Source organism: Haloarchaeobius litoreus (assembly GCF_024495425.1).
In the GTDB taxonomy this organism is placed as follows: Archaea; Halobacteriota; Halobacteria; order Halobacteriales; family Natrialbaceae; genus Haloarchaeobius; species Haloarchaeobius litoreus.
In genome coordinates, this window is sequence record NZ_JANHJR010000001.1 from 700,460 (window position 1) to 723,801 (window position 23,342).

A 23,342-nucleotide genomic window follows, 5' to 3' on the forward strand; every position below is an offset into this window, starting at 1 on the left:
ACTTCCAGAACCGCACGGAGGAGTCCCGGTGACGCTCGAGATAGCCGGCACCGCGGCTGTCGTCTTCCTCGTCGCGCGGGTGCTCGTCGGGGGTGTCGTCGCGTTCATGGGCCTCAACCACTTCATGAACGCCGAGGACATGGCTGGCTACGCAGGGATGAAGGGCGTCCCCGCGCCGGGGCTGATGGTCCCGTTCACCGGCGGGATGCTCCTGTTCGGTGGGCTCTCCATCGCACTGGGGTTCTACCCGGCCATCGGCGCGGGAGCCATCGCCGTCTTCCTCGTCGTGACGACGCCGCTGATGCACGACTTCTGGGCGATGGACGACCCCGAACAGCAGCAGAACGAGATGACGGCGTTCCTGAAGAACGTCGTCATGCTGGGCGCGGCGCTCGCCTTCCTCGTGCTCGCCGGCACCCCGTGGGAGTACAGCGTCGCGACCGGCGAGATCGCGGCGGCAGCCGTCGCACCGCTGTTCTGAGCGACGACTGACGAACTGCTTCGGCGATCTTCGCGTCAGAGCCGCCGCTCGTCGGCGAGCAGCAGCGCTTCGATCTTCGAGAGCGCGCGCTGGCACACCGGGACGTAGCCCGCCGCGAGCGGTGGAATCTCGAAGACGACACGACAGCGGTCCTCGCCGACCTCCTCGACGCGGTGACCGGTCGCCGGAATCCTCGCCACGTCCCACGTCCAGCGACCGTTTCCGCAGGACGTTATCTCGTAGGGGACCCACACGGCTCCGAGGACGTTCACGCGACCGTGCATCCCCGCCGAGATGAACCGGGTGGGACCGTCGACGTCCGAGACGGTCGGACCCCACTCGGGCCACCGCCAGGTGTCGGTCAGCAGCTCCCACGCGCGACGGGGGTCGACGGCGACCTCGCGGGCGACCTCGATGCGCCGCCCGTCGGGCGTCGAGCCGAGCCGGACAGTCGTTCCCGCTGGCACGGCCATCACTGCGGTTCGCGCGCCGATAAGCGTACCGTCGACAGCGTTCCGTCAGCATTGCACCGGCAGTTGCGTCGGTCGCCCCGGCGGCCGTCTCGTGTCAACAGAAGCGATAGACGGGGCCGGTATCTTCAAATCTCACGGGTCCTTGGCAGGGGACAACGGATGATAACGGTCGAGGACCTCCGCAAAGAGTACGACGGGTTCGTCGCGGTCGACGGCAGCACGTTCTCGGTGGGCCGTGGCGAGGTCTTCGGCGTGGTCGGCCCGAACGGGGCCGGCAAGACGACGACGCTCAAGACGCTCGCGGGGCTCATCGAACCGACGAGCGGGACCGTCTCGGTCGCCGGACTGGCGGCCGACGACCCCGAGATGCGCCGCAATCTCGGCTTCCTCCCCGAGGAGTCGCCGCTGTACGAGGAGATGACGGCTCACTCCTACCTCGAGTTCTTCGCGGACCTCTACGACGTTCCCGACGACGTGGCCGACGAGCGCATCACCGAGGCGCTCGACCGACTCGATCTCGAACACAGAGAGCGCCGCATCGGCGACATGTCGAAGGGGATGAAGCGGAAGGTCGCCATCGCCCGGTCGCTCGTCAACGACCCCGACGTGCTCATCTACGACGAGCCGGCGTCGGGGCTGGACCCGCTCACGACGAACTACATCATCGAGTTCACCGAACAGCTCGCCGCACAGGGCAAGACCATCGTCTTCTCGGCGCACAACCTCTACCACGTCGAGAGCATCTGCGACCGCGTCATCGTGATGAACCACGGCGAGATCATCGCCCGCGGGACGCTGGAGGAGATCCGCCGCGAACACGGCTCGACCGAGTACCACGTCTACACCGACGTGGAACTGGACGCCTCGGAGCCGGCGGGCGACGACCGCCACGAGTCGGTCGTGGGTGACATGGACGCCGTCGAGGCGCTCCGCTCGCAGGCCGCCGCGCTCGGCGGGTCGGTCGTCGACATCCAGACCCGCGACCCGAGTCTGGAGGACATCTTCCTCGACATCGCCGGCGAGACGCCGGAGCAGGCGAGCGAGGGCGAACGCGACCGGACCGTGGAGGCGGAGACGTGACACGGGGCTCGCGCCTCACGCTCTCACGACTCCGTTCGCTCCCGACCCGACTCCGCGACAGCTGGCCGCCGCTGTCCCCGCGCAAGACCCTCCGTATCGCCCGCTGGGAGGTCGAGAAGAGCGCCGGCACCGTCGACCGGGGGACCGCTGCGGTCGCGATCCTGCTCCTCGTCGTCGGCGGGCTCGCGGCCCCGGTCGTCATCTCGCAGGGCCCGGGGCTCGACGACGGCATCTACCGTGTCGGCGTCGAACCCGGCGACCCGTACCACGATGTCGTCCAGGAGAGCTCCCAGTTCGCGGCCAGACCGGACCACGCCTCCGCCGCCGCGCTGAACAACGGGGAGATCGACCTCCTCGTGACCGAACGCGGGCCACCCATCCCGCGCTCGACGCGGAAGGGACAGGCGGCCTACGCCGAGTTCCGGTCCGCCGTCGTCGAGTACAACGACGAACAGATGCGCGGGGACGACAACCAGAGCGCCGCGTTCCCAGTGGTCGTGGACGTGAGCTACGAGTCACGCGGCGGCACGACGTTCGAGCCCGAGAGCGGCTCCGGCACCGGCAGCGGAACCACGGACAGCACTGACGGCGACGGCGGTACCGGCACCAGCACGGGTGGGACCGACGACGGCGCTCCCGGCGGCGGAACGGACGACGGTACCGGGCCCAGCTCGGACGACGACGGCATCGCGGCCCCGAACCTCGGTGGCGGCGGCGGCTTCGGAGCGGGCACCAGCTCGGGCGACCCGAGCAGCATCAGTCCGCCGTTCCCGTTCAGCTCGCTCGTGCTCGCGTTCCTGTTCATCGTGCCGATGAACTTCGTCATCCAGGCGTACGGGAGCACCATCATCAACGAGCGCATCAACCGTCGTGGCGAACTCCTGCTCGTCGCACCCGTCTCCCGGCGGGACATCATCGCCGGGAAGACGCTCCCGTACTTCCTCGGACTGGTCGCGGTCACCGTCGGCATCGCGTGGGCCATCGGCGGCGGCGTGGCCTCGGTCGGCGCGGTCATCCCCATCGCGCTGCTCTTCCTCTCCGCGACGTTCGTCGGCGGGATGTTCGCCCGGTCGTTCAAGGAGCTCACGTTCGTCACCATCGCGGTGTCGGTGTTCCTCACCTCGTACGTGTTCGTGCCGGCCATCTTCACCGACGTGACGCCCATCGCGCTCATCTCGCCGCTGACCGTCGTCGTGATGGACCTGCAGGGGCAGTCGGTGGGGCTCGGCGAGTTCACGTTCGCCACCGTGCCGTTCCTGCTCACGTCGCTCGTGCTGTTCACCCTCGGCGCGGGCACCTACCGCGAGGAGGACATGTTCAGCCAGCGCGCGGTCCACCAGAAGGCGCTCGACGCCATCGCGACGCGGGTCCGGAGCGTCGCGTCGGTCTCCTTCGTGACGATGCTGCTGCTTCCCTTCGTCTTCCTCGCGGAGCTGCTCGCCATCGCGATGGTGTTCATCCTGCCCCGTTCGATCTCGATTCCCGCACTCTTTCTCACCGTCGCGGTCATCGAGGAGTTCGCCAAGAGCATCCACGTCTACGCGGGCTTCGAGTACGCGCGGTTCGACCGTTCGAAGTGGGCGGCGGTCGTCCTCGGAGTCGCGAGCGGTGTGGGGTTCTTCCTCGCGGAGAAGCTGACGCTGCTCGTCCAACTCGTCCAGCTCCAGACCCTCCCGGAGGGACAGAGCGTGTTCCCGGACGCGACGGTCGGGGATATCGACCCGCTGGTCGCCCTCGGGCTGCTGGCGATGCCGCTACTGTTGCACACGGTGACGGCGACCATCTCCGCGCTCGGGGCACAGCGCTCGAAGCGAGCGTACATCGGTGCGTTCTGCATCGCCGTCGCCGTCCACCTGCTGTACAACCTGGGGGTGAGCAGCCTTGTCGCGTGACGGCCCGCCGGTCCACCATGGCCGCGACGACAGCGAGCCGACCGGCGGCCGGAGCCGACGCGCCGCGATGCGGGCCCGTCTCGCCATCGCGAAGCGCGAGATCGCGTCGCTCCGGTCCGAGAAGACCATCGTGCTCGCGCTGCTCATCCAGCTGTTCGTGGCGTCGTTCTCGTCGTTCCTCGTCGTCGGGCTCGTCTCGCTGTACGACCCGGGGAGTGTCGAGGGATACACGCTGCAGATGGCCGTCGGCGGCAACGCCTCCGACGAGGTCATCGAGGTCGTCGGGAACGACGACAGCATCGAGGTCGTCCAGTACGAGTCCGCGGCCGAGGCTCGCGAGGGGTTCCAGAACCGGCGCGTCGACGCGATGTTGGTGGCGACCCACGCCGGCAACGGGACGGTGGCGGTCCAGGCCACGGTTCCCGACGAGAACCTGCGGACGACGGTCATCATCGTCCAGGTGCGCGAGACGCTGCAGGCGATGGAGGAGAACCTGCGACAGGAGTACCGGACCAGCCTCGACCGGGAGGTGCTCGACGTCCCACCGAAGCAGGGTTCCAGTCCGTACTTCGGGTTCACCTACACCGTGCTGGTGCCGCTGCTGATGTTCCTGCCGGTGTTCATCTCGGGCTCCATCGCGGTGGACTCGCTGACCGAGGAGAGCCAGCGGGGGACCCTCGAACTGCTCCGGGTCGCGCCCGTCACGCTCGGCGACATCGTCGACGCGAAGCTGCTCGCGACGGCGACGCTCGCGCCGGTGCAGGCGGCGCTGTGGCTCGGCCTGCTCTGGTTCAACGGCACCGGCATCTCGAACCCGCTCGTGCTCGTCGGGCTGGTCGGCGCGCTGGCGGTGCTCGTCGTCTCCGTCGGCATCGGCATCGCGCTCGCGGCGGCGGACCGCCGGCAGGCGCAGTTCCTCTACTCGACGGGTGTCCTCGGGGCCATCACGGTCGCGGGCCTGCTGCCCGAACACCCGGCGAACACGGTCGCCCGGCTGGCCATCGGCAGCCCCGGCGAGTGGACCTGGGCGTTCGTCGTCGTCTACGCCTGTCTGGGGGTCCTCGCGTACCTCGGGACGCGCCTCGGCGTCCAGTTCATGGACCCGGAGGGGCTCTAGATGTTCCGGTAGAACCAGGGGAGGACTTTGAAGTAGAGCGCGACGACGAACCCCATGAACGCGACGGAGATGCCCAGCATCCCAAGCACCGGCAGTGCCTGTGAATCGCCCCGCCCCGACGTGTACCGGAACACCTCGTAGTCGAGGGTGCGCGTCGTCGTCCCGGTGTCGTCAGTGACGGCGACGGTCACCGTCACGTTGCCCGTCTGCTGGAACCGGTAGCTCGCCTGCTGGGTCGTCGCTGTCGAGCCGTCGGGGAACGTCCACTCCACAGAGACGGCACCGGTCGCGTTCGTCACGGCCACCTCGAACGTCGACGTGGCGTTGTAGACGGCGCGGTCGGGCGCCTCGACGGTCACGTTCGGCCCGCTTGTGTCGGCCTCCTGGGTGGGTGTGGCTGCGACGGGGACGGCGGCGGTACACAGCACGAGACAGCACAGCGCGAGGAGGGTCTTCTGATACGCCGACATGTCCCGACGTGCTCCCAGCCCGAAAATAAGCGTTGCGCTCACGTTTTTGCCCCCTCGGTTCGTGGGACCGCCCATGGAGTACACGACTCTCGGCGATACGGGACTGGAGGTCAGTCGCATCTGCCTCGGCTGCATGAGCTTCGGCGACCCCGACTGGCGCGGGTGGGTCCTCGACGAGGACGAGGGAAAGGAGCTGGTCGACCGCGCGCTCGACCTCGGCATCAACTTCTTCGACACCGCGAACATGTACTCGGTCGGCGAGTCCGAGCGCATCCTCGGGGAGGCACTCGACGGCCAGCGGGACGAGGCCGTCGTCGCCACGAAGGGCTACTTCCAGATGGACGAGGACGACCCGAACTCCGGCGGGCTCTCCCGGAAGGCCATCGAGCAGGAGCTGCAGAACAGCCTCGACCGGCTGGGGATGGACACCGTCGACCTCTACCAGATCCACCGCTGGGACTACGACACACCCATCGAGACGACGCTCCGGGCGCTCGACGACGCGGTCCGGCGCGGCCAGGTCCGCTACATCGGTGGGTCGTCGATGTGGGCCCACCAGTTCGCCGAGTCCCTGCACACGGCGGACAGGCTCGGCACGGAGCGGTTCGTCACCATGCAGGACCACTACAACCTGCTCTACCGCGAGGAGGAGCGCGAGATGCTCCCCCTCTGTGCGAAGGAGAACGTCGGCGTCATCCCGTGGTCACCGCTGGCCAGGGGCTACCTCGCCCGGCCGCACGAGGAGTTCGACGCGACGGAACGGGGCGAGAGCGACCAGTTCGCCCGCGAGCATCCCTACTTCGAGGGTGGCGGGAAGGAGATCAACGAGCGCGTACAGGAGCTCGCCGCCGAACACGGCGTGACGATGGCCCAGATCGCCCTCGCGTGGCTGTTCTCGAAGGACGTCGTCGACGCGCCAATCGTCGGCACGACCACCATCGAACACCTGGAGCAGGCCGTCGAGGCGCTCGACATCGACCTCAGCCACTCCGACGTCGCGTGGCTGGAGGAGCCGTACGAGCCGGTCCAGGTCTCCGGCCACGAGTGACCGAGCGAGCTATTCGAACTCCCCGGCCACCTCCCGAACCGTCTCGTACTCGTCGTCGCTGTAGGCGATGAACCGTACGTCTGTCAGGCTGGTCGGCTCCCACGCGGCCAGCTCCTCGCAGATGATGCGTGCGCCCTCACGGAGGTCGAAGCCCGCGACGCCGCAGCCGAGCGCCGGGATCACGAGCGACTCACAGCCGCGTGCCTCCGCTGCGGAGAGCGCGTTCCGGGTCGCGTCGCGGATGCTCTGCTCGGTCGCCTTCCCGTCGCCGTAGTGCGGCATCGCGGCGGCGTGGACGACGTAGTCTGCGTCGAGGTCGAACGCGTCGGTGACGGCGCACTCGCCGAGGTCGACCGGCCCCTTCGCCATCGCGGCCTCGTTGATGCCCGTGCCCGCGCCACGGCGGAGCGCGCCCGCGACGCCCGACCCCATCCGGAGGCTCGTGCCGGCGGCGTTGACGAGCGCGTCGGCGGACTGTGCGGCGATGTCGCCCTGTACGACGGTGAACTGCATTGTCAGTGGTTGTGTGTTCGGTTGCTGGCTACCTCAAAATGGGGGCTGAACTCGACCATCGGTAGGGCAGCAGTCGTAGGACTCGCCGGTGATGACGACTGCCAGAAAACCCCCCGGTTATCGTGGGGACTGCTTGAACTACGAACGACCAGAAAGCCCCGGCCGTCTCGACTCCCACGGCCCGCTGCGGTCCTCACTCCACCTCGTCGTCTTCGTCGTCCTCCTCCCTCCCGTGGGGGTCGTACGCCTCGCGGGAAACGTCGTCCGTCGCCGGGTCGAACCGGTCGAACCAGCCGATGAGCTCCTCGAGACGGTGGATGGCACGGACGGGGGTGGAGATGTCGTGGCCGTCGTCGTAGATGACCAGCCGCGAGTCGAGCCCCTGCTTGCGGAGGGAGACGTAGAACTGCTCGGCCTGCTCCGGCGGACACCGGCGGTCGTTCGCGCCGGCGGTGAGCAGTGTCGGAGTGTCGACCTCCCCCACGTCCGGCAGGCTGGAGATGTCGTCGTAGGTGTCGCCGTCCTCCCAGGGCAGGCCGAACTCCTGGCCCCACCAGACGTGCGAGTCGTCGGTGCCGAAGGCCGAGCGGGCGTCGTAGATGCCGTGCTCGGCAGCTGCGGCGGCGAAGCGGTCGGTGCGGGTGACGAGGTACGCGGTGTTGATGCCGCCCTGCGAGAAGCCGGTGGCGAACAGCCGCTCGGGATCGGCCCAGCCGCGCTCGACGAGCTCGTCGGTGACCGCGAGGAGGTCGTCGACCTCGACGGAGTTCCAGCGGCCACGGAGCGCGCCGGAGAACGCACTGCCGTAGGAGGTCGAGCCGCGGTAGTTCACCCGGCAGACGATGTACCCTCGGGTCGTGAGAACGGCGTCGGCGAACTGGAACAGCGGCTGGTCGTAGAACGCCGGGCCGCCGTGGATGGCGAGGACGGTCGGGCGCGCGTCGGGGGCGTCCGGGTCGAAGTCCGACGGGTAGAACGTCCACGCGTCGACGGACACGTCGTCGGACTCGACGGTGAGTTTTCGGCAGCCCGGCTGCTCGTACCGGTCGAGCAGGTCGTCGTTGAGCGCGGTGAGCCGGGTTCGGGACACCTCGGTGCGAGCAACCAGCGCATCGACGTCGAGGCCGTACACGTCGACGCCGTCGTCGGGTGATGAGATTACCGCCGCGGCGGTGCCGCCCGCTGCGTCGAAGGTGAGCAGTGACTCGGTGGCGCGCTGGTCCTCGTACAGCCGCGTCGCGCCGCCGCCGTCGTCGTCGAAGCGTGCGAACCGGGTGCGCCCCTCGTCGCCGACGAGCGCGAGGATGTCGCCGTCGACCCAGCAGGGGCCGCCGAAGTACCAGAGTGTGCGGTCGAGCCCGGCCGCCACCGACTCGACGTCGCCCGACTCGCGGTCGAGCACGTGCGGCTCCGTCGGCTCGTACACGTCGTCTGCCGGGCTGGCGGCGAACGCGAGCCGGTCGCCCGCGTCGTCCCACGCGCCCCGGCCAGCGCTCACGCCCCCGTCGGTGTGGACGACGTGGTCGTCGCCGTCGGGCGCGATGCTGTGGAGGTCCCGCGCGTTGCTGTCGTCGGCGTCGGCGCGCTGGTTCGCGACGAACGCGATGCAGTCGCCGTCGGGGCTCCACGCCGGCCCGAGCCCCTGCGCGGCGGCCGCCGTCGCGGTACCGGTGTGGTCGAGTCGTCGTTGCTCGCCGGTCTCGACGTCCACGACGAACAGGTACGTCGCCACCTCGTCGAGAAAGCCCTGCCCCTCGTGGACGTGCTGGAGACGCTCGGTCTCGGTCTTCACGGGTCCGTCCTCGCGCGCCTCGGCGTCGGCCTCCGCTCGTTCGCTCGGGTCTCGGGCCGAGACGACGAGTCGTTCGCCGTCCGGTCCCCAGTCGAATTCGGCGACGCCCTCGTCGAACTCGGTCACCTGACGGGCGTCGCCGCCGCGGACGAGGTCGAACAGCCAGACCTGCGACTTCGGCTCGTCGCCGTTGCCGCCGCCAGTGCCCTCGCCGTCATCCTCGGCACCGTCTTCGTCTTCGCCCGCTTCGGGGTCGGTGTCGGCTGCTTCCTCGGTTTCGTCCCCGGCCACCGTCAGCCCGAGGTCCTCGTCGCGGGCGGCCACGAACGCGAGTCGCTTGCTATCAGGGCCCCACTTCGCTGGGCCGGCGTCGGAGGCGCGGTTCAGTCGATGCGGCTCCCGACTGCCGTCGGTCGGCACGACGAACAGCGAGCCGTGCGGGTCGTCCGCGTCCGCGTCGAACTCCGCGACGGTGTAGGCGACGCGCTGGCCGTCCGGCGAGACCGCGAGCTGGAACCCCGGCGACGTGAGATCGTAGTAGGAGTCGAGTGGTAGACCGTCCATGGCGGCCACTCTCACGGCGAGTTCATCAATCCACCTACGTCGTTTAGGCGAACCAAAACCATTATAGCTTTAGGCTCGCCTAACTCCAGTTGATGAGTCAAACGCCGCGTCAGGAGCCCACCGAGGAAACCGTCGTCAGGGCCAACGAGACCGCCCCCGGGAAGGTCGTCTTCTCCGAGGACGACAACACCGACGCGTGGATCGCGACGGACCTGACGGTCGACGTTCAGCGATAACGAAGAACTCCGGCCGGTTCCCCGGCCCCTTCGAGCTGTTCTACTGCTTCAGCGAGTCGTCCTCGAGGTAGTGCTCGAGGTGGTGGACGTTCTCCTCGAGCTCGGTGAGCTCCTCGCGGAGGATGTGCGCCGTCGCGTGGTCGCCGAGGTTCTGGGCGACCTCGACGTGCTCGCGCATCGTCTCGATGATGTCGCCACCCATCTCCAGGTCGTTCTCGAGCGAGGTGCGGATGTCGTAGACGTCCTCGTCCTCGGGCTCGACGGGCGAGCGCTCGGCGAGTGCCGCCATCCCGGCGACCGGGACCCCACCGAGGGCCTGGAGCCGCTCGGCCTGCTCGTCGGCGGCCGCCTCGAGGTCCTCGGCGAACTCACCGAGGAAGATGTGCAGGTCGCGGAACTCCGCGCCCTCGACGTTCCAGTGGTGCTTGCGGATCTGATGGTAGAACGTGTACGTCGCGGCCAGGTCCGTGTTCAGCGCGTCGATGATCTGCTCCGCCTTCTCGACGTCGAGCCGTAGCGAACTCTCCTCGACTGTACCCGCCTCCTGAAGGACCGTCTTCTGGGTGCTCATTGCGAATCCTAGTTCGCGCGCCACCCACTTAAAAATTCACACGAATCAAATAATTCTTTGGCTTTCCTAAACTCTGTTTACCTCTCTCGGGCCGGTTGGCATCCAACAGCCAACGACGAATTCTTTACTCACGCTTTCAGGCTCTTTATTCACCCATGAGTAAATTTTTGTGCTCCGCCCCCGTTACAGTGAGTATGGCTACCAGAACCGCACAGCGAAAAGAACGGTTGCTCGTCGACGGCGAGTGGGTCGACGGCGCAGACGTCATCCCGGTGACGGACCTCGCCGACGGCGGTCACTTCGCGGAGGTCGTCGCCGCCACGCCCGAGCAGGCAGAGGACGCCCTCGCCGCCGCACAGCGCGCGGAGGCCACGATGCGCGAGACGACCATCGTCGAGCGCGGCGAGTGGTGCGAGGAGATCGCGGACCGACTCGAGGCACGGACGGAGGAGATCGCGGAGGTCATCGTCCGCGAAGCCGGGAAGCCCATCGGGAGCGCACGCGGCGAAGTCGGCAGCGCCGCAGAGCGCTTCCGCCGCGCCGCCGAGGAGATTCGCCACATCAAGGGCGAGTTCCGCGAGGGCACCACGTCCGGTCACGAGGGCTGGGAGGCCGTCGTGAAGCACGAGCCCGTCGGCACCGTGCTCTGCATCACGCCGTACAACTACCCCCTCGCGACGACCGCACTCCAGGTCGCGCCCGCGCTCGCCGCCGGGAACAGCGTCGTGCTCAAGCCCGCGACGAAGACGCCCGTCAGCGCGGCCATCCTCGCCGACGTGATGCGCGACGTGGTGCCCGAGGGCGCCATCAACCTCGTCACCGGCCACGGCTCCGAGATCGGTGACGTGCTCGCCGGCGACGACCGCGTCAACGCCATCGCGATGACCGGCTCCTCGGGGGCCGGCAAGCACGTCGCCTACGAGTCCGGGATGGTCAACCTCCACATGGAGCTCGGCGGCAACGCGCCCCAGCTCGTCTTCCCCGACGCCGACCTCGACGAGGCCGCAGCGGCCGCGGCGAAGGGCTCGCTCAAGTACGCCGGCCAGCGGTGCTCGGCCATCTCGCGCGTGCTCGCCCACGAGGAGATCCACGACGACCTCGTCGCCCGCATCGACGACGCCATGGACGACTGGAAACAGGGCGACCTGTTCGACGAGGACACCGACCTCGGGCCGCTCATCTCCGAGGACCAGGCGGACTGGGTCGAGGAGCTCGTCGAGGACGCCCTCGACAAGGGGGCGACGCTCGTCCGCGGCGGCGGTCGCGACGGCCTCACCTACGAGCCGACGCTGCTCGCCGACGTGCCCCACGACGCCCGCATCCTGCAGGAGGAGCAGTTCGGCCCGGTCTGTGCGGTCACCTCGGTCGCCGATGAGGACGAGGCGGTCGACATCGCCAACGGCGGCGACCTCGCGCTCGACGCCTGCGTGTTCACGGCCGACTACGACCGCGCGATGCGGCTCGCAGACGTGGTCGACGCCGGCGCGGTCCGCATCAACGGCGCGCCGAGCCACGGCCTCGGCGACATCCCGTTCGGCGGCAACCGCGACTCCGGCATCGGCCGCGAGGGCATCGACGCCTCCATCCACGCGTTCATGCGCAAGAAGAGCATCGTGCTCTGAACGGCGGCGACGCGACTTTTCAGGTTGCAGTGCGTGGCGATACCTCAGTTCGGCGTGAAGCTCCCGAGCACCTGCGTCGTGCCGTCCAGACGACCCGGACTGGTGTCTCCGCGGCCGAGACCGCTCATGTCGACCGTGACCGACCAGACCGCGGTCGTCTGCGTGGCGGTCTGCGTCGCCGTCGGTGTCTCGGTCGGCTCGTCACCGTCGCTTGCGTCGTCGAGACAGCCGGCGAGCGTCAGGGTGACGGTCGTCGAGCCGAGGCCCGCGAGGAGCCGTCGTCTGGAGGGCGTTCCCTTACTGGATTCGTTGACGAACCGGTGTAAAAAGCCGCTGTCCGTCTGACGGAGAGGGTTCGCAGTCGGTCGTGGCTCCGTCAGGGAACCTGTGCCTGCGCCAGCATCTGGCTGTTCCTGCCGTCGGACCAGAGGACGAGGACGTTGGTCCCGCTCTCGACGTTCGAGACGTCGACCGAGACGCTGTCGCCTGCGGTGACCTCCTCGTACTGGTCGGCGAACTGGCTCCCCGCGGGACTGTCCCCGACGACGAGCGAGAGGTTCGACGCCGTGATGCTGTCGCCACCATCGTGGGAGACGGTCATCGTCCCATCCTCGAACTCGAACGCGATCTGGACCTGCGGCGCGTCCGTAGCACTCGACGACTCGCCCGGCGTGCCCGCGCTGAGGAGGTCGAACTGGTTCGTCGCGATGTCGCCGGTGACGAAGACGGTTCGTCCCTCGACCGAACTCCCGACGTTTCCGTAGTCCGAGAAGGCGTCCTGCTCGGTGAGATAGGAGGCCAGCGCCGACGGCTCGGCCGTCTCGCCCTCGGTGTAGGTGACGCCGATGGTGATGTTCGACGTGTCGGCGTCGAACTGCCAGCCGTAGCCGAGTGCGATCGCGCCGTCCAGCGACGGGTCGTTGGACGAGGCGTCCTCGGGGCGCTCGGCGACGACGAGCAGTTCCGACTCGCCGATGGCATCGACGGTGGTTCGCACCTCGCCGTTGTTCGACAGTAGCCGGGCCGTCTCGCCGGAGCGCGCCGCGAGCACTGTCTCGACCGCGTTCTGGGCGTTGGAGCCGAACGACTGGACGACGACGCCCTCGACGACGGCGACCGTGGACTGCGTGCTGTTCACCGCACCCTCGAAGATGGTCGCGTCTCCCTGCGTGCCGGTCTCCGAGAGCCCGGCGTCGGTGACCGCCGTGGCGAGTTCCCCGGCGCTCATCGACGTCCGGAGGACGATGGTGAACGCGGGAACGATCTGGACGACGTGCTCCCGGCTCTCGGGCGGGACGATGTCGACGAGTTCCGCCCCGAGCAGGCTCTGTGCGACGCGGCCGTACGTCCCGGTGTAGAAGTCGCTCTCGTGCTCGGCGAGGGCGGTGAGGTCGGCGTCGTAGTAGCTCGCGGCCCGAACGTCGAACTCGAACGCGTCCGAGACGGGGACCCACCGCGCGAGCTGGTCCGCGCCGACGGGCTCGCCGGAGCCGCCGGTGTCGGTTCCGTCGTCGGTCGTCGGTTCCTGGGTCGCGGTCCCGTCCGTCGTCGGCTCGGACGTTCCGGTCGGTGTGCCGTCGCCGTTGCCCGAGTCGGACGAACAGCCGGCGAGTGAGAACGATGCGGCCGCCGCACCTGTCGCCGCGATGAGACGCCGTCTGGAGGGTCGTTTCATGTGAATCTGTTTCCGAGGGCTCGTAAAGGTCTTCTGACCTGTCTGGACCGTCGGGTTCCTCACCACTCGGCGACGCTGCCGTCGGCCCGCCGCCAGACAGGGTTGTGCCAGTCGGGTTCCCGGCTCGCCGCGGCGAGTGCGTCCTCGTCGACCGCGACGCCGAGGCCGGGACCGTCGGGTATCTGGACGAAGCCGTCCTCGTAGTCGAACACGGAGGGGTCGGCGACGTAGTCGAGCACGTCGGCGCTCCCGTTGTAGTGGATGTCGAGGCTCTGCTCCTGGATGAGCGCGTTCGGTGCCACGGCGTCGACCTGGAGACAGGACGCGAGTGCGACCGGGCCGAGCGGGCAGTGCGGCGCGAGCGAGGCGTCGTACGTCGCGGCGAGGTCGGCGATGCGCTTGCACTCGGTGATGCCGCCGGCGTGGGAGAGGTCCGGCTGGACCACGTCGACCGCGCCCGCCTCCAGCAGCGGCCGGAAGTCGGTCCGGTGGTAGCACCGCTCGCCCGTCGCGATTGGGGTCGACGTGCGTTCGGCGATGCGCGGCAGCGCGTCGGCGTGCTCCGGCGCGACGGGCTCCTCGACGAAGAAGGGATCGTGCGGTTCGAGCGCCTCGACGAGCTGTTCGGCCATCGCGACCGTCGCGCGGCCGTGGAAGTCCACGCCGACGTCGACGTGGGGTCCGACGGCATCGCGGACCACCCGGAGGCGGTCGGCCGCAGCCTGCACCGTCGCCGGGGAGTCGATGCGTTCCAGCTCCGGCGTCGCGTTCATCTTCAGCGCGGTGAACCCGGCGTCGACCTGCTCGCGTGCTGCGTCGGCGACCCCCTCGGGCCGGTCGCCGCCGACCCACTGGTACACCCGGACGCGGTCCCTGACTGGTCCACCGAGCAGTTCGTGGACCGCCGCACCGAAGTGCTTGCCACGGATGTCCCAGAGCGCCTGGTCGATACCGGCGAGCGCGGAGGAGAGCACCGGGCCGCCGCGGTAGAATCCACCGCGGTACAACCGTTCCCAGTGGTCGGCGACTGGCAGCGGGTCCTCCCCGAGCAGGTAGTCCTCGACCAGTTCCACCACTGCGGCGCGGACCGTGTGGGCGCGACCTTCGACGACCGGCTCCCCCCAGCCGACGGTGCCGTCGCTGGTCTCCAGTTTGAGGAACAGCCAGCGGGGTGGGACCGGATACAGCTCGTAGTCGACGAGTTCCATCGACTCGGGGGTTGGCTCCAGGGTACTTGGACGTACCGTTGCGGTTTTGCCTGCGCCCGTCGAACCGCCGGGCGTGACAGTCGACGCCGCCCGGCGTGCCCGCGGTCACGTCCTCGACGAACACGCGGCCCTCCTCACCCGCCTCGGCGACTGTGCGGACCGCGTCGCCGCGGCCTGGGAGACGCCGCCGACCGACCGGGCTGCCGTCGTGGAGCCGCTCCGGGCGGTGCTCACCGAGTCGGGTGCGCTCGACGCGCTTCCGGGACTGCTCGGCGGCGCGGTCGAGGCGGCCGGGTACGAACTGCAGGCGTCGCCCGTCGCCGCGCCGCCGTACGTCGCCGTCACGAGCATCGGGCCGGTCTGTCGAGCGACCGTCGCGGACGGCCGACTCGTCGTCACGTTCGAGCTGTTCGAGCTGGACCGGTCCGGCGTCGAGCCGACTTACCATCGGCGCGACTGCCCGCCCGAGGAGAGCGTCGAGGTGGAACTCCGTGACTGATTATCGACCCTCGAACTCGGGCTCCTCGTCGCCGAAGAACGCCTCGTAGCCCGTCGCGTAGTCAGCACTACCGGAGAGGCGGGTGATGGCGTCCTTCTCGGCCGCGAGCTGGGCCGGCAGGTCGCGGTCCTCGCCGCGGGCGAGGAGTCGCTTGATGTTCGCGTAGGCTCGCGTCGGGCCGTCGGCGAACCCCCGCGCGACCTCGTCGACGCGGGCCTCGAACTCGTCGCCCGGGACGGCCTCCGTCGCGAGCCCCGCTGCAGCCGCCTCCTCCGCGGAGATCGGCTCGTCGAGCAGCGCGAACTCGCGGGCCCGACGGTAGCCGAGCAGCCGCGGGAGGAACCACGTCGAGCCGCCGTCGCCCGACAGACCGATGCGGGTGTACGTGAACTCGAAGCGCGCGTCCTCGTGGGCGAGCACCACGTCGGCGGCGAGCGCGAGGCCGAGGCCGCCGCCGGCCGCGACGCCACCGACGGCCGTCACGGTCGGCTTCTTCGCGGTCGCGAGCGTCTCGACGGTCTTGTGCAGCGGCGTCGCCACCGAATCGAGGCGCTTCCGGTCGGTCTCGTCGCCCGCGAACGACCCGAGGTCCGCCCCCGAACAGAAGGCGGGGCCGTTGCCGCCGAGGACGAGACAGCGAACGTCGTCGTCCTCGGCGAGTTCGACGATCGCGGCGCGGAGGTCGCGGGCGGTCGCCGCGTCGAGGGAGTTGTACGCCTCCGGTCGGTCCAGCGTCACGCGGCCGACCCCGTCGTCCCGGGCGACGGTCACGTGGTCGAACCCTGTCGTGGCTCCGGTGTCGTCGGATCCGTCTGTCATGCGCGGACCTGCGTGTGGCTCCGTGAAAAATCCGCCGAGCCGGTTCAGGGGGTTTAATACGCCGCCATGAAACCAGTCTGGGTATGGAACACGTGGACGTGGCTATCGTCGGCGGCGGTCCAGCGGGGACCAGCGCCGCCATCGAGGCGGCCTACCACGGTGCCGACACCGTGGTGCTGGAGAAGGGCGTCCCCCGCGCCGACCGCGAGGGGCTCGGTCCCGACTCGACCGACGCGGCCGGGATGCTCGACTACTGGATCGACATCATGGACCTCGATGTCTCCGAGCTGCCCGAGGGCGTCGTCCTGCAGGAGCTCGACGGCGTGGACTTCATCGGGCCGGCGACGACGACACACATGAGCAGCACGGGCATCGACTCGTCGTACGACCGGTTCGGCTTCACCTTCCAGCGCGCCCGGATGGACGACTGGCTCCGCGAGCGCGCCGAGGACGAGGGGGCACAGTACCGCGTCGGTGTCTCCGTCAGGGGCGTCGACTCGGACCTCGACGCGGAGTACCGGCACACGGTCCACCTCGCCGACGGGGAGGACGTGGCTGCGCGGTACCTGATCCTCTCGGACGGCCCGCAGCGCACGGTCACCATCCCGACGCTCGACCAGTTCCTCCCCGGAGACCGCAGCGTCGCGGACGTGATGGCCTCGACGAAGGCGAACCACATCGCCTACCAGGAGCACCGGCGCGTCCCCGAGGAGGTGTTCGAGGAGAACGTCCTGAAGTTCTGGTGGGGCTGGATGCCGGGCGAGACCGCCTACCCGTGGATCTTCCCGAACGACGGGAACATCGCCCGCATCGGGCTGACGATGCCCATCGGGATGACGCTCGAGGACGTCGAGCACCCGGAGGCGTTCCGGCTGCTCGAACCCGGGGACGAGAGCCTGCCCCGCGCCGGGGAGTACATCCGCCGGCTGCTCGAGATCGAGTACGGCGACGAGTACGACATCGAGGAGGACTTCCCGCTCGTCGAGGACCGCGGCAAGTCCGGCGGCACGGAGACCTACCCCATCTCCTCGACGCGACCCATCGACTCGCCCGTCGAGGCGGGTGTCGCCGTCACCGGCGGCGCGATGGGCACCACCTCGGCGTTCCACGAGGGCGGCTACCACGTGGCCGCCCGCTCGGGCAAGCTCGCCGGTCGTCTCGCCGCGGTCGACTCGCTGCACCGCTACAACGACGTCTGGAAGAACATCATCGGCGAGGAGCTCGTCCGGAACCTCTCCTTCGCGGACATCGTGAAGTCCTACGAGCCGGACGACTGGGACCGCACGTTCGGCATCGCGAACGACCTCATGGCCGACGCGGCGAGCGAGCTCATCGAGACGAACTTCTCCGGCGGTATCGGGGGCCTGAAGCTCGTCTACCAGTACAAGAAGCGCAAGCGGAGCTTCATGAAGAACGGCTACGTCCAGATCCGCGAGGACGAGTACACCGTCTGAACGGCAGACCCGCAAGACCTTACCGCGTCGGCCGGCTACCCACTCCTGCGTGCCATTAGTCCCCGCCCGAGCGCACCCGTTTCGGGAGCGATGAACCGGCGGAGAACCCAGGCACGCGACATCGTTTGCCGGCCGCTCCGCGGCCCGCCGACCAGGTTCACGCCGGTCGGCACCCGGCAGTGCTGGCTCACTGCCCGCCCGGCACGAGGGTTTCCCGGTCGACTTGGCACGCCGCCTCGGGATGAGACCGGCCGTTAGTGTTCCGGGCGTACATTTTGCGTCCGTCCATCGTATCGACCGCACTGAGCGGGGAGTGCGTCTGCATCGTCGAGGAGCGTTCGTCTTTGAAGGAGCGGGACGTTCTCCTGTGCGCGGCGTCTCGTGGGAGACTGCTGTGGGCTTTATTGTGTTTCCGACCGAATTACCGGTATGGCCCCCGATATCGAGGTTCCGGAACCACCGGACCTCTCGAACCGAGGAATGCCGCGTGACTTCGAGTGGGAGGAGGAGACGCTCGGATCGGAGGACTTCTACCGCGAGGACGTCGAGGACCTGCTCCAGGAGGGTGCGTGGAAGGAGGGGTTCAACGAGTGGACCGAGTACACGAGCCTCGACGAAGCGCAGGTTCGGCTCGTCGACGACCTCGGCCTGTTTCAGGCGTTCGACTTCTACTGGGACCCAACCGAGGACCGACTTCGCTTCGACGCCCCGACGGTTCCGGACGACTGGCGGGAGCTAGACGCGACCGAGTCGCTCTCTTCGAGCACGGTTTCGATGATCGACGGGGCGCTGGACGACCTCGGACGGGTGGTCCAGGAGGTTCTGGAGGACTACATCGAACGGAACGACGAAGCGTCCAACTACGGGTGGGGCGACGAGACGTACGGCAGTCGCGAGGAGTGAGTCCTGCCGGGCGCAAGCCGTCTGGCCGACGGAATCCCGCCCGGTCCGTGAGTCCTGGGGAACGTTAATTGATACCGTCGGCGAAGTGTGTGGCATGGGATACCTTGTCAAGATGCCCAAGCTCGGGATGGACATGGACCAGGGAACGGTGGTCGAGTGGTTCGTCGAGGAGGGCGAGGCGGTCGAGTCCGGGCAGGTCATCGCCGAGATAGAGTCAGAGAAGACCACGGGCGAGGTCGAGGTCAGACAGGACGGCGTCGTCCACCACATCCTCCTCGACGTCGGGGGGAGCGTCGAGCCGGGTGGGAACGTCGCCGTCGTGGGGACCGCCGACGAGGACGTCTCCGACCTGCTCGCCGAGGCCACCGGGGGCGAGGCGGCGGAGGAAGGCGAGGACGCCGATGCCGGGGCTGCCTCGACTGCCGAGGCGTCGGCAGAGGGTTCATCGGAGGGCGGCGGGACGGTCGACACGTCCACTGGCGGTGCAGCATCGACGACACAGGTGAAGGCGACACCGCGCGCGAAGAAGCGAGCGGAGGAACTGGGCGTCGACCTCGCTGGCGTCGAGGGGACGGGGCCACAGGGTGCGGTTTCGGAAGCCGATGTCGAGGCTGCCGCCGACTCGGGCGGTGACACGACCGCGGCAGAGGACGTGAAGGCGACGCCACGCGCGAAGAAGCGCGCGGAGGAGCTGGGCGTCGACCTCGCCGGCGTCGAGGGAACCGGGCCGCAGGGCGCGGTCTCGGAGTCCGACGTCGAGGCGGCGGCCGAGTCGGCGGCCACCGAGACAGACGAGGCCGCAGCGACGACGGAGCCCGAGGCTGCCGCCGCGACCGGGGCGACGACGGAGCCCGCCGCCGAGGACGCGGCCGCCGGTGAGCGCGTCTTCGCGTCCCCGTCGGCCAGGCGACTCGCCCGCGAGCTGGGCGTCGACGTCGAGCAGGTCTCCGGCACGGGGCCGAGCGGACGGGTGGGCGAGGCGGACGTCCGGGCGGCCGCAGGGGAGGATGCCGAAGCGGGGGCCGCCGAGGCGGAGCCGCCGGGGACCAGAGACGAGGAACGACCCCTCACCGGGATGCGACGGACCATCGCCCAGCGGCTCGGGGAGAGCTACCGCGAGGCGGTCCACGTCACGGCACACCGGACGGCGGATGCGGAGGCGTTGCTCGCCGCCGCGACGGCCGCCGACGACGGCCTCGACCAGAAGGTCACGGTGAACGACGTCCTCCTCGTCGCGCTCTCTGCGGCGCTCGACGAACACCCGGCGTTCAACGCCACATTCGAGGACGACGTCCACCGCCTGCACGAGACGCAGAACGTCTGCATCGCCATCGACATCGACGCGGGACTCGTCGCTCCCGTCGTCCGGAACGTCGGCGGGCTCTCGCTGGGCGAGCTGGCCGAGAAACGCCGGGCCGTGACCGAGCGGGCGCTCTCGGGCGAGTACACGATGGACGACCTCAGCGGGGGGACGTTCACCGTCTCCAACCTCGGCGTCCTCGGCGTGGAGTCGTTCGACCCGGTCATCAACCCGCCGCAGGTCGCCATCCTCGGGGTCAACGCCATCGAGGACGCCGTCGTCCCCACCGAGGACGGGGTCGGGGTCCGAAAGCAGATCTCGTTCGACCTTTCGTTCGACCACCGGATCGTCGACGGCGCGGACGCGGCCCGCTTCCTCGGCTCGCTGGTCGAACACGTGGAGAACCCGTGGCCGCTCGTCATCGCCGCGGGCGGGCGCTGACCCGTCAGACGGAGTCAGTCCGTCCTGAAGTAGCCCTCGGCGGCAGCCTGTTCGTACACCGCGTCGATGTCGACGACGACCGGCCCGTCCGCGACCGGCCGGGCCTCGATGGTGGCCTCCCTGATCTCCAGTTCGCGCTCCCCGTCGACGGAGAGCACGCCGCGGGGGAGCTCGAAGGCCATCGGCTCGTCGACCGCGAGTTCACCCCACTCCCGAACGCCGAGCCGGTCGACCACGCCCGGGACGGTGATGGCCCGGACGGTCTGTGGACACTCCCCTGCAGGGCCGAGTCGGAAGCCGACGCCACCGGCCTCGTCGGGGCGGTCGACGGTGAGCCCGCCGGCGATGCCCGACAGCCCGATCTCGGTGGGGAACGCCCGCGAGACGACGCCGCCCACGACGGTGTCGGCGTCGAGGATGGCGCGCGTCCCGATGAACTGCTGGTCGAGGACGCCGAGCGTCGCCAGCCCCCGGATGGTGTGCTCGCCGGTGGCGGTGTCGGCGACCGCCTCGACCATCCCGTGGCGATAGGTCGTCCCCTCGCGCGACACGGCACCTGTCGCCACGAGGGCGGCCGCGCCGCCGGCGACGGTGCCGTCGACCGCGGTGGGGAAGACGTTGTTCGTCCCCGTCGACACGCTGACGACCGGCACGTCCCCCGACTCGTGTGCGACGTCCCGGTTGGTGCCGTCGCCGCCGAGGACGACGACGGCGTCGGCCTCGGCCGCGAATCGCGCGGCGGCGCGCCGCGAGTCCTCGCCGCTCCCCGTGACGCGCGTGTCGAGCAGGCTCGTCGGCAGGCCGTCGGGGGCGTCGTCGACGAGTCGCTGGCCGAGGTTCCCCCGGTCGGGCATGACGAGCACCTCGACGTCGTCGGCGATGGCGAGCCCGGCGAGGACGCACTCGGCGGTCCGGCGTTTCTCGTAGTCGCCACTCACGCTCGCACCGCCGGTGAGCCGGCGGATGTCTCGGCCTGCCGCCGGGTTGACGACGAGGCCGACCGTGGCGGTCACTCAGACCACACGGTCGATGGCCGCACGGACGCCGTCGGCGTCGGGCAGGACCTCCTCCTCGAGGGCGGGACTGAACGGGATGTGTGTGTCGGGGACGCCGACGCGCTGGATGGGGGCGTCGAGGCTGAAGAACGCCTGCTCCTGGACCCGCGCGACGACCTCGGCGTGGGTGCCGTACGAGAGCGGGCTCTCGTCGGCGACGACGAGTCTGCCGGTCTTCCCGACGCTCTCGACCAGCGTCTCCGTGTCGAGGGGGTAGAGCGACTGGAGGTCGATGACCTCGACGCTCGTCTCGCCGTCGAGCTCCTCCGCGAGGTCGAGGGACTCGCCGACGAGCCGCTGGGTGGCGACCACCGTGACGTCGTCGCCCTCCCGCTCGACGCTCGCCTGCCCGAGCGGGACGGTGTAGTCCTCGTCGACCGGCACCTCGCCCGCCTGTTCGTAGATCATCTTGTTCTCGAAGAAGAACACCGGGTCGTTCGAGCGGATGGCGGTCTTCAGCAGCCCCTTGGCCGCGCGCGGCGTCCCGGGGGTGACGGCCATCACGCCGGGGAGGTGGGCGAACCACGTGTGGATGGTCCCCGAGTGCTGGCTCGCCGCACCCATCCCGCCGCCCTCGGTCGTCCGGACGGTGACGGGCATCTCGGTCTTCCCGCCGAACATGTAGCGGTTCTTTGCCATCTGGTTCAGTATCTGCTCGGAGCAGACGCCGAGGAAGTCGGAGAACATGATCTCGACGACGGGTCGCGACCCCGTCGCGGCCGCCCCCACGGCGGCCCCCATGAATCCGGCCTCGCTGATGGGTGTGTCCCGGACGCGCTCCTCGCCGAACTCCTCGACGAGGTCGCCGGTGACGCTCAGGACGCCGCCGAACTCTCCGACGTCCTCGCCCATGATGAAGGCGTCCTCGTCGCGCTCGAGCTCCTCTCTGAGCGCGAGGCGGATGGCCTCGCGGATGGTCATCTCCTGTGTGTCCGATACGTCGTCTCCGGGCTGGCTAGTCGTGCTCATTGGGTCTCACCGCCGTCGGCGCGCATCTGCGCCCCGAAGTCGTTGATCTCGGGGACCGTCATGCCGAACATGTCCTCGTACGCTTCGCTCGGGTCGGGGTAGTCGGCCTCCTTCGCCGTTTCCGCCGCCGTCTCGATCTCGTCGTCGATCTCCGACTGCATCGACTCGAACTCCTCCTCGGTGATCGTCCCGGCGTCGACGAGGCGGTTCTTGAACGTCTCGATGGCGTCGCGGTCCTTCCAGAGCTCGATGTCCTCCTTGCTCCGGTAGGGCTGGTGGTCCCCCTCGAAGTGGCCCTCGTAGCGGTAGGTGTCCGCCTCGATGAACGTCGGGCCCTCGCCGGTGGCTGCCCGCTCGCGCGCCTCCGTCACCGCCTCGTAGACGGCCGTCACGTCCATCCCGTCGACGGTGAACCCGGGGATGTCGTACGCCTCGGCCGTCGCGCTCAGGTGTTCGACGTTGTGCTGTTCCTCGACCGGTGTCCCCTCGCCGAACTGGTTGTTCTCGACGACGAACACCACCGGGAGGTCCCACGTCGCCGCGAGGTTGATGGCCTCGTGGACCTGCCCCTGGGCCACCGCACCGTCGCCGAAGAACGCCAGCGCGACCCTGTCCTCGTCCTTCATCTCGGCCGTGAGCGCCGCCCCTGTCGCCAGCGGCGGCCCTGCGCCGACGATCCCGTTCGCGCCGAGCATCCCGGCGTCGACGTCGGCGATGTGCATCGAGCCACCCTTGCCGTTACAGTACCCGTCGCGCTTGCCGTACAGCTCCGCCATCATCTCGTAGGTGTCGAGCCCTTTCGAGATACAGTGGCCATGGCCACGGTGGGTGCTCGTGATGTAGTCCTGCTCCTCGAGCGCCGAGACCGCGCCCACCCCGACGGCCTCCTCCCCGATGTAGAGGTGGACGAACCCCGGGAGCTCGCCGTCGGCGAACAGCTCACCGGCTTTGGTGTCGAACGCGCGTATCGTCAGCATCCGGCGGAGGATCTCGGTCTGTCCCTCCGCAGATTCTATGTCTAATGTTACCATACAACACCAATGTTCGTCAGAACAATCATAATTGTTCGTGTTAGTATCGTCTACCCAACGATTTCGCCGACTGCATGGTCTCATCGCTGCCGGACCAGCTGTCGCGAGGTCGCGGCTCGGCCGAGTCGG

The 23,342-nt window shown here is 69.2% G+C and carries 23 protein-coding genes; 12 read left to right on the forward strand and 11 right to left on the reverse strand.

What is annotated here, in order from left to right; all coding sequences use genetic code 11:
- Window positions 1–28: 28 nt before the first annotated feature.
- Window positions 29–481 (forward strand): DoxX family protein, encoded by a 453-nt coding sequence (locus NOW55_RS03480; RefSeq protein WP_256398677.1) that lies wholly within the window; start codon window positions 29–31, stop codon window positions 479–481.
- Between the two features lie 35 nt (window positions 482–516).
- Here NOW55_RS03480 and NOW55_RS03485 read toward each other — a convergent pair whose 3' ends face one another.
- Window positions 517–948, reverse strand: coding sequence for an SRPBCC family protein (locus tag NOW55_RS03485; RefSeq protein ID WP_368407686.1), 432 nt, complete (start codon window positions 946–948; stop codon window positions 517–519).
- A 165-nt stretch (window positions 949–1,113) separates the two neighbouring features.
- Between NOW55_RS03485 and NOW55_RS03490 the strand changes: the two genes are divergently transcribed.
- The 3 genes from NOW55_RS03490 to NOW55_RS03500 all read left to right on the forward strand — a co-directional run bounded on the left by NOW55_RS03490 (window position 1,114) and on the right by NOW55_RS03500 (window position 5,043).
- The gene (locus NOW55_RS03490) at window positions 1,114–2,034 is read left to right on the forward strand and encodes an ABC transporter ATP-binding protein (protein WP_256398679.1); all 921 of its coding nucleotides are present in this window, start codon (window positions 1,114–1,116) and stop codon (window positions 2,032–2,034) included.
- Between the two features lie 71 nt (window positions 2,035–2,105).
- The gene (locus tag NOW55_RS03495; protein WP_256399334.1) at window positions 2,106–3,926 is read left to right on the forward strand and encodes an ABC transporter permease family protein; all 1,821 of its coding nucleotides are present in this window, start codon (window positions 2,106–2,108) and stop codon (window positions 3,924–3,926) included.
- Window positions 3,916–5,043 carry an ABC transporter permease gene (locus tag NOW55_RS03500; RefSeq protein WP_256398680.1) on the forward strand — a complete coding sequence of 376 codons (1,128 nt, stop codon included), beginning with the start codon at window positions 3,916–3,918 and terminating at the stop codon, window positions 5,041–5,043. Before NOW55_RS03495 ends, NOW55_RS03500 begins: the two co-directional genes overlap by 11 nt.
- Here the strand turns inward: NOW55_RS03500 and NOW55_RS03505 are convergent.
- Window positions 5,040–5,513, reverse strand: coding sequence for a PKD domain-containing protein (locus NOW55_RS03505; RefSeq protein ID WP_256398681.1), 474 nt, complete (start codon window positions 5,511–5,513; stop codon window positions 5,040–5,042). The genes NOW55_RS03500 and NOW55_RS03505 overlap by 4 nt on opposite strands.
- 73 nt (window positions 5,514–5,586) lie before the next feature.
- Here NOW55_RS03505 and NOW55_RS03510 point away from each other — a divergent pair, with 73 nt between their 5' ends.
- Window positions 5,587–6,561: an aldo/keto reductase gene (locus NOW55_RS03510; RefSeq protein WP_256398682.1), complete on the forward strand. Its 975-nt coding sequence runs from the start codon at window positions 5,587–5,589 to the stop codon at window positions 6,559–6,561.
- A gap of 9 nt (window positions 6,562–6,570) precedes the next feature.
- On the opposite strand, the gene NOW55_RS03515 is transcribed toward NOW55_RS03510, so the two are convergent.
- Both NOW55_RS03515 and NOW55_RS03520 read right to left on the reverse strand, forming a co-directional pair.
- Window positions 6,571–7,074, reverse strand: a complete 504-nt coding sequence (locus NOW55_RS03515; protein WP_256398684.1) for a macro domain-containing protein — start codon at window positions 7,072–7,074, stop codon at window positions 6,571–6,573.
- A gap of 193 nt (window positions 7,075–7,267) precedes the next feature.
- Window positions 7,268–9,430: an alpha/beta hydrolase family protein gene (locus NOW55_RS03520; protein WP_256398685.1), complete on the reverse strand. Its 2,163-nt coding sequence runs from the start codon at window positions 9,428–9,430 to the stop codon at window positions 7,268–7,270.
- 92 nt (window positions 9,431–9,522) lie between these two features.
- On the opposite strand from NOW55_RS03520, the gene NOW55_RS03525 reads away from it, so the two are divergent.
- Window positions 9,523–9,666, forward strand: a complete 144-nt coding sequence (locus NOW55_RS03525) for a hypothetical protein (RefSeq protein WP_256398687.1) — start codon at window positions 9,523–9,525, stop codon at window positions 9,664–9,666.
- Between the two features lie 40 nt (window positions 9,667–9,706).
- Here NOW55_RS03525 and dpsA read toward each other — a convergent pair whose 3' ends face one another.
- A complete protein-coding gene (gene dpsA / locus NOW55_RS03530; protein WP_256398688.1) occupies window positions 9,707–10,237 on the reverse strand; it encodes a DNA starvation/stationary phase protection protein DpsA in 531 nt (176 codons plus the stop codon).
- Between the two features lie 194 nt (window positions 10,238–10,431).
- Between dpsA and NOW55_RS03535 the strand changes: the two genes are divergently transcribed.
- Together NOW55_RS03535 and NOW55_RS03540 are read left to right on the forward strand one after the other, a co-directional pair.
- A complete protein-coding gene (locus tag NOW55_RS03535; protein ID WP_256398689.1) occupies window positions 10,432–11,859 on the forward strand; it encodes an aldehyde dehydrogenase family protein in 1,428 nt (475 codons plus the stop codon).
- 126 nt (window positions 11,860–11,985) lie between these two features.
- Entirely contained in the window at window positions 11,986–12,204 is a 219-nt protein-coding gene (locus NOW55_RS03540) for a hypothetical protein (RefSeq protein WP_256398690.1), read from the forward strand.
- A gap of 31 nt (window positions 12,205–12,235) precedes the next feature.
- Here the strand turns inward: NOW55_RS03540 and NOW55_RS03545 are convergent, their stop codons facing one another.
- Window positions 12,236–13,534: a hypothetical protein gene (locus NOW55_RS03545; RefSeq protein ID WP_256398691.1), complete on the reverse strand. Its 1,299-nt coding sequence runs from the start codon at window positions 13,532–13,534 to the stop codon at window positions 12,236–12,238.
- A 59-nt stretch (window positions 13,535–13,593) separates the two neighbouring features.
- A complete protein-coding gene (dgoD, locus tag NOW55_RS03550) occupies window positions 13,594–14,742 on the reverse strand; it encodes a galactonate dehydratase (RefSeq protein ID WP_256398692.1) in 1,149 nt (382 codons plus the stop codon).
- A gap of 73 nt (window positions 14,743–14,815) precedes the next feature.
- On the opposite strand from dgoD, the gene NOW55_RS03555 reads away from it, so the two are divergent.
- Complete coding sequence (locus NOW55_RS03555) at window positions 14,816–15,241, forward strand: DUF7988 family protein (RefSeq protein ID WP_256398693.1); 426 nt, start codon at window positions 14,816–14,818, stop codon at window positions 15,239–15,241.
- On the opposite strand, the gene NOW55_RS03560 is transcribed toward NOW55_RS03555, so the two are convergent.
- Complete coding sequence (locus NOW55_RS03560) at window positions 15,242–16,060, reverse strand: enoyl-CoA hydratase/isomerase family protein (RefSeq protein ID WP_256398695.1); 819 nt, start codon at window positions 16,058–16,060, stop codon at window positions 15,242–15,244.
- Window positions 16,061–16,143: 83 nt separating this feature from the next.
- Here NOW55_RS03560 and NOW55_RS03565 point away from each other — a divergent pair, with 83 nt between their 5' ends.
- From NOW55_RS03565 to NOW55_RS03575, 3 genes are all read left to right on the forward strand, one after another.
- Window positions 16,144–17,514, forward strand: coding sequence for an NAD(P)/FAD-dependent oxidoreductase (locus NOW55_RS03565; RefSeq protein WP_256398696.1), 1,371 nt, complete (start codon window positions 16,144–16,146; stop codon window positions 17,512–17,514).
- Between the two features lie 429 nt (window positions 17,515–17,943).
- Window positions 17,944–18,417 carry a DUF7992 family protein gene (locus NOW55_RS03570; protein ID WP_256398697.1) on the forward strand — a complete coding sequence of 158 codons (474 nt, stop codon included), beginning with the start codon at window positions 17,944–17,946 and terminating at the stop codon, window positions 18,415–18,417.
- 112 nt (window positions 18,418–18,529) lie between these two features.
- Window positions 18,530–20,158 (forward strand): dihydrolipoamide acetyltransferase family protein, encoded by a 1,629-nt coding sequence (locus tag NOW55_RS03575; protein WP_390293326.1) that lies wholly within the window; start codon window positions 18,530–18,532, stop codon window positions 20,156–20,158.
- Window positions 20,159–20,172: 14 nt separating this feature from the next.
- On the opposite strand, the gene NOW55_RS03580 is transcribed toward NOW55_RS03575, so the two are convergent.
- The 3 genes from NOW55_RS03580 to NOW55_RS03590 are packed head-to-tail and all read right to left on the reverse strand — an operon-like array spanning window position 20,173 to window position 23,213.
- Complete coding sequence (locus NOW55_RS03580; protein ID WP_256398700.1) at window positions 20,173–21,171, reverse strand: NAD(+)/NADH kinase; 999 nt, start codon at window positions 21,169–21,171, stop codon at window positions 20,173–20,175.
- Window positions 21,172–22,182, reverse strand: a complete 1,011-nt coding sequence (locus NOW55_RS03585; protein WP_256398701.1) for an alpha-ketoacid dehydrogenase subunit beta — start codon at window positions 22,180–22,182, stop codon at window positions 21,172–21,174.
- Window positions 22,179–23,213, reverse strand: coding sequence for a thiamine pyrophosphate-dependent dehydrogenase E1 component subunit alpha (locus tag NOW55_RS03590; RefSeq protein ID WP_256398702.1), 1,035 nt, complete (start codon window positions 23,211–23,213; stop codon window positions 22,179–22,181). Before NOW55_RS03590 ends, NOW55_RS03585 begins: the two co-directional genes overlap by 4 nt.
- Window positions 23,214–23,342: the final 129 nt, after the last annotated feature.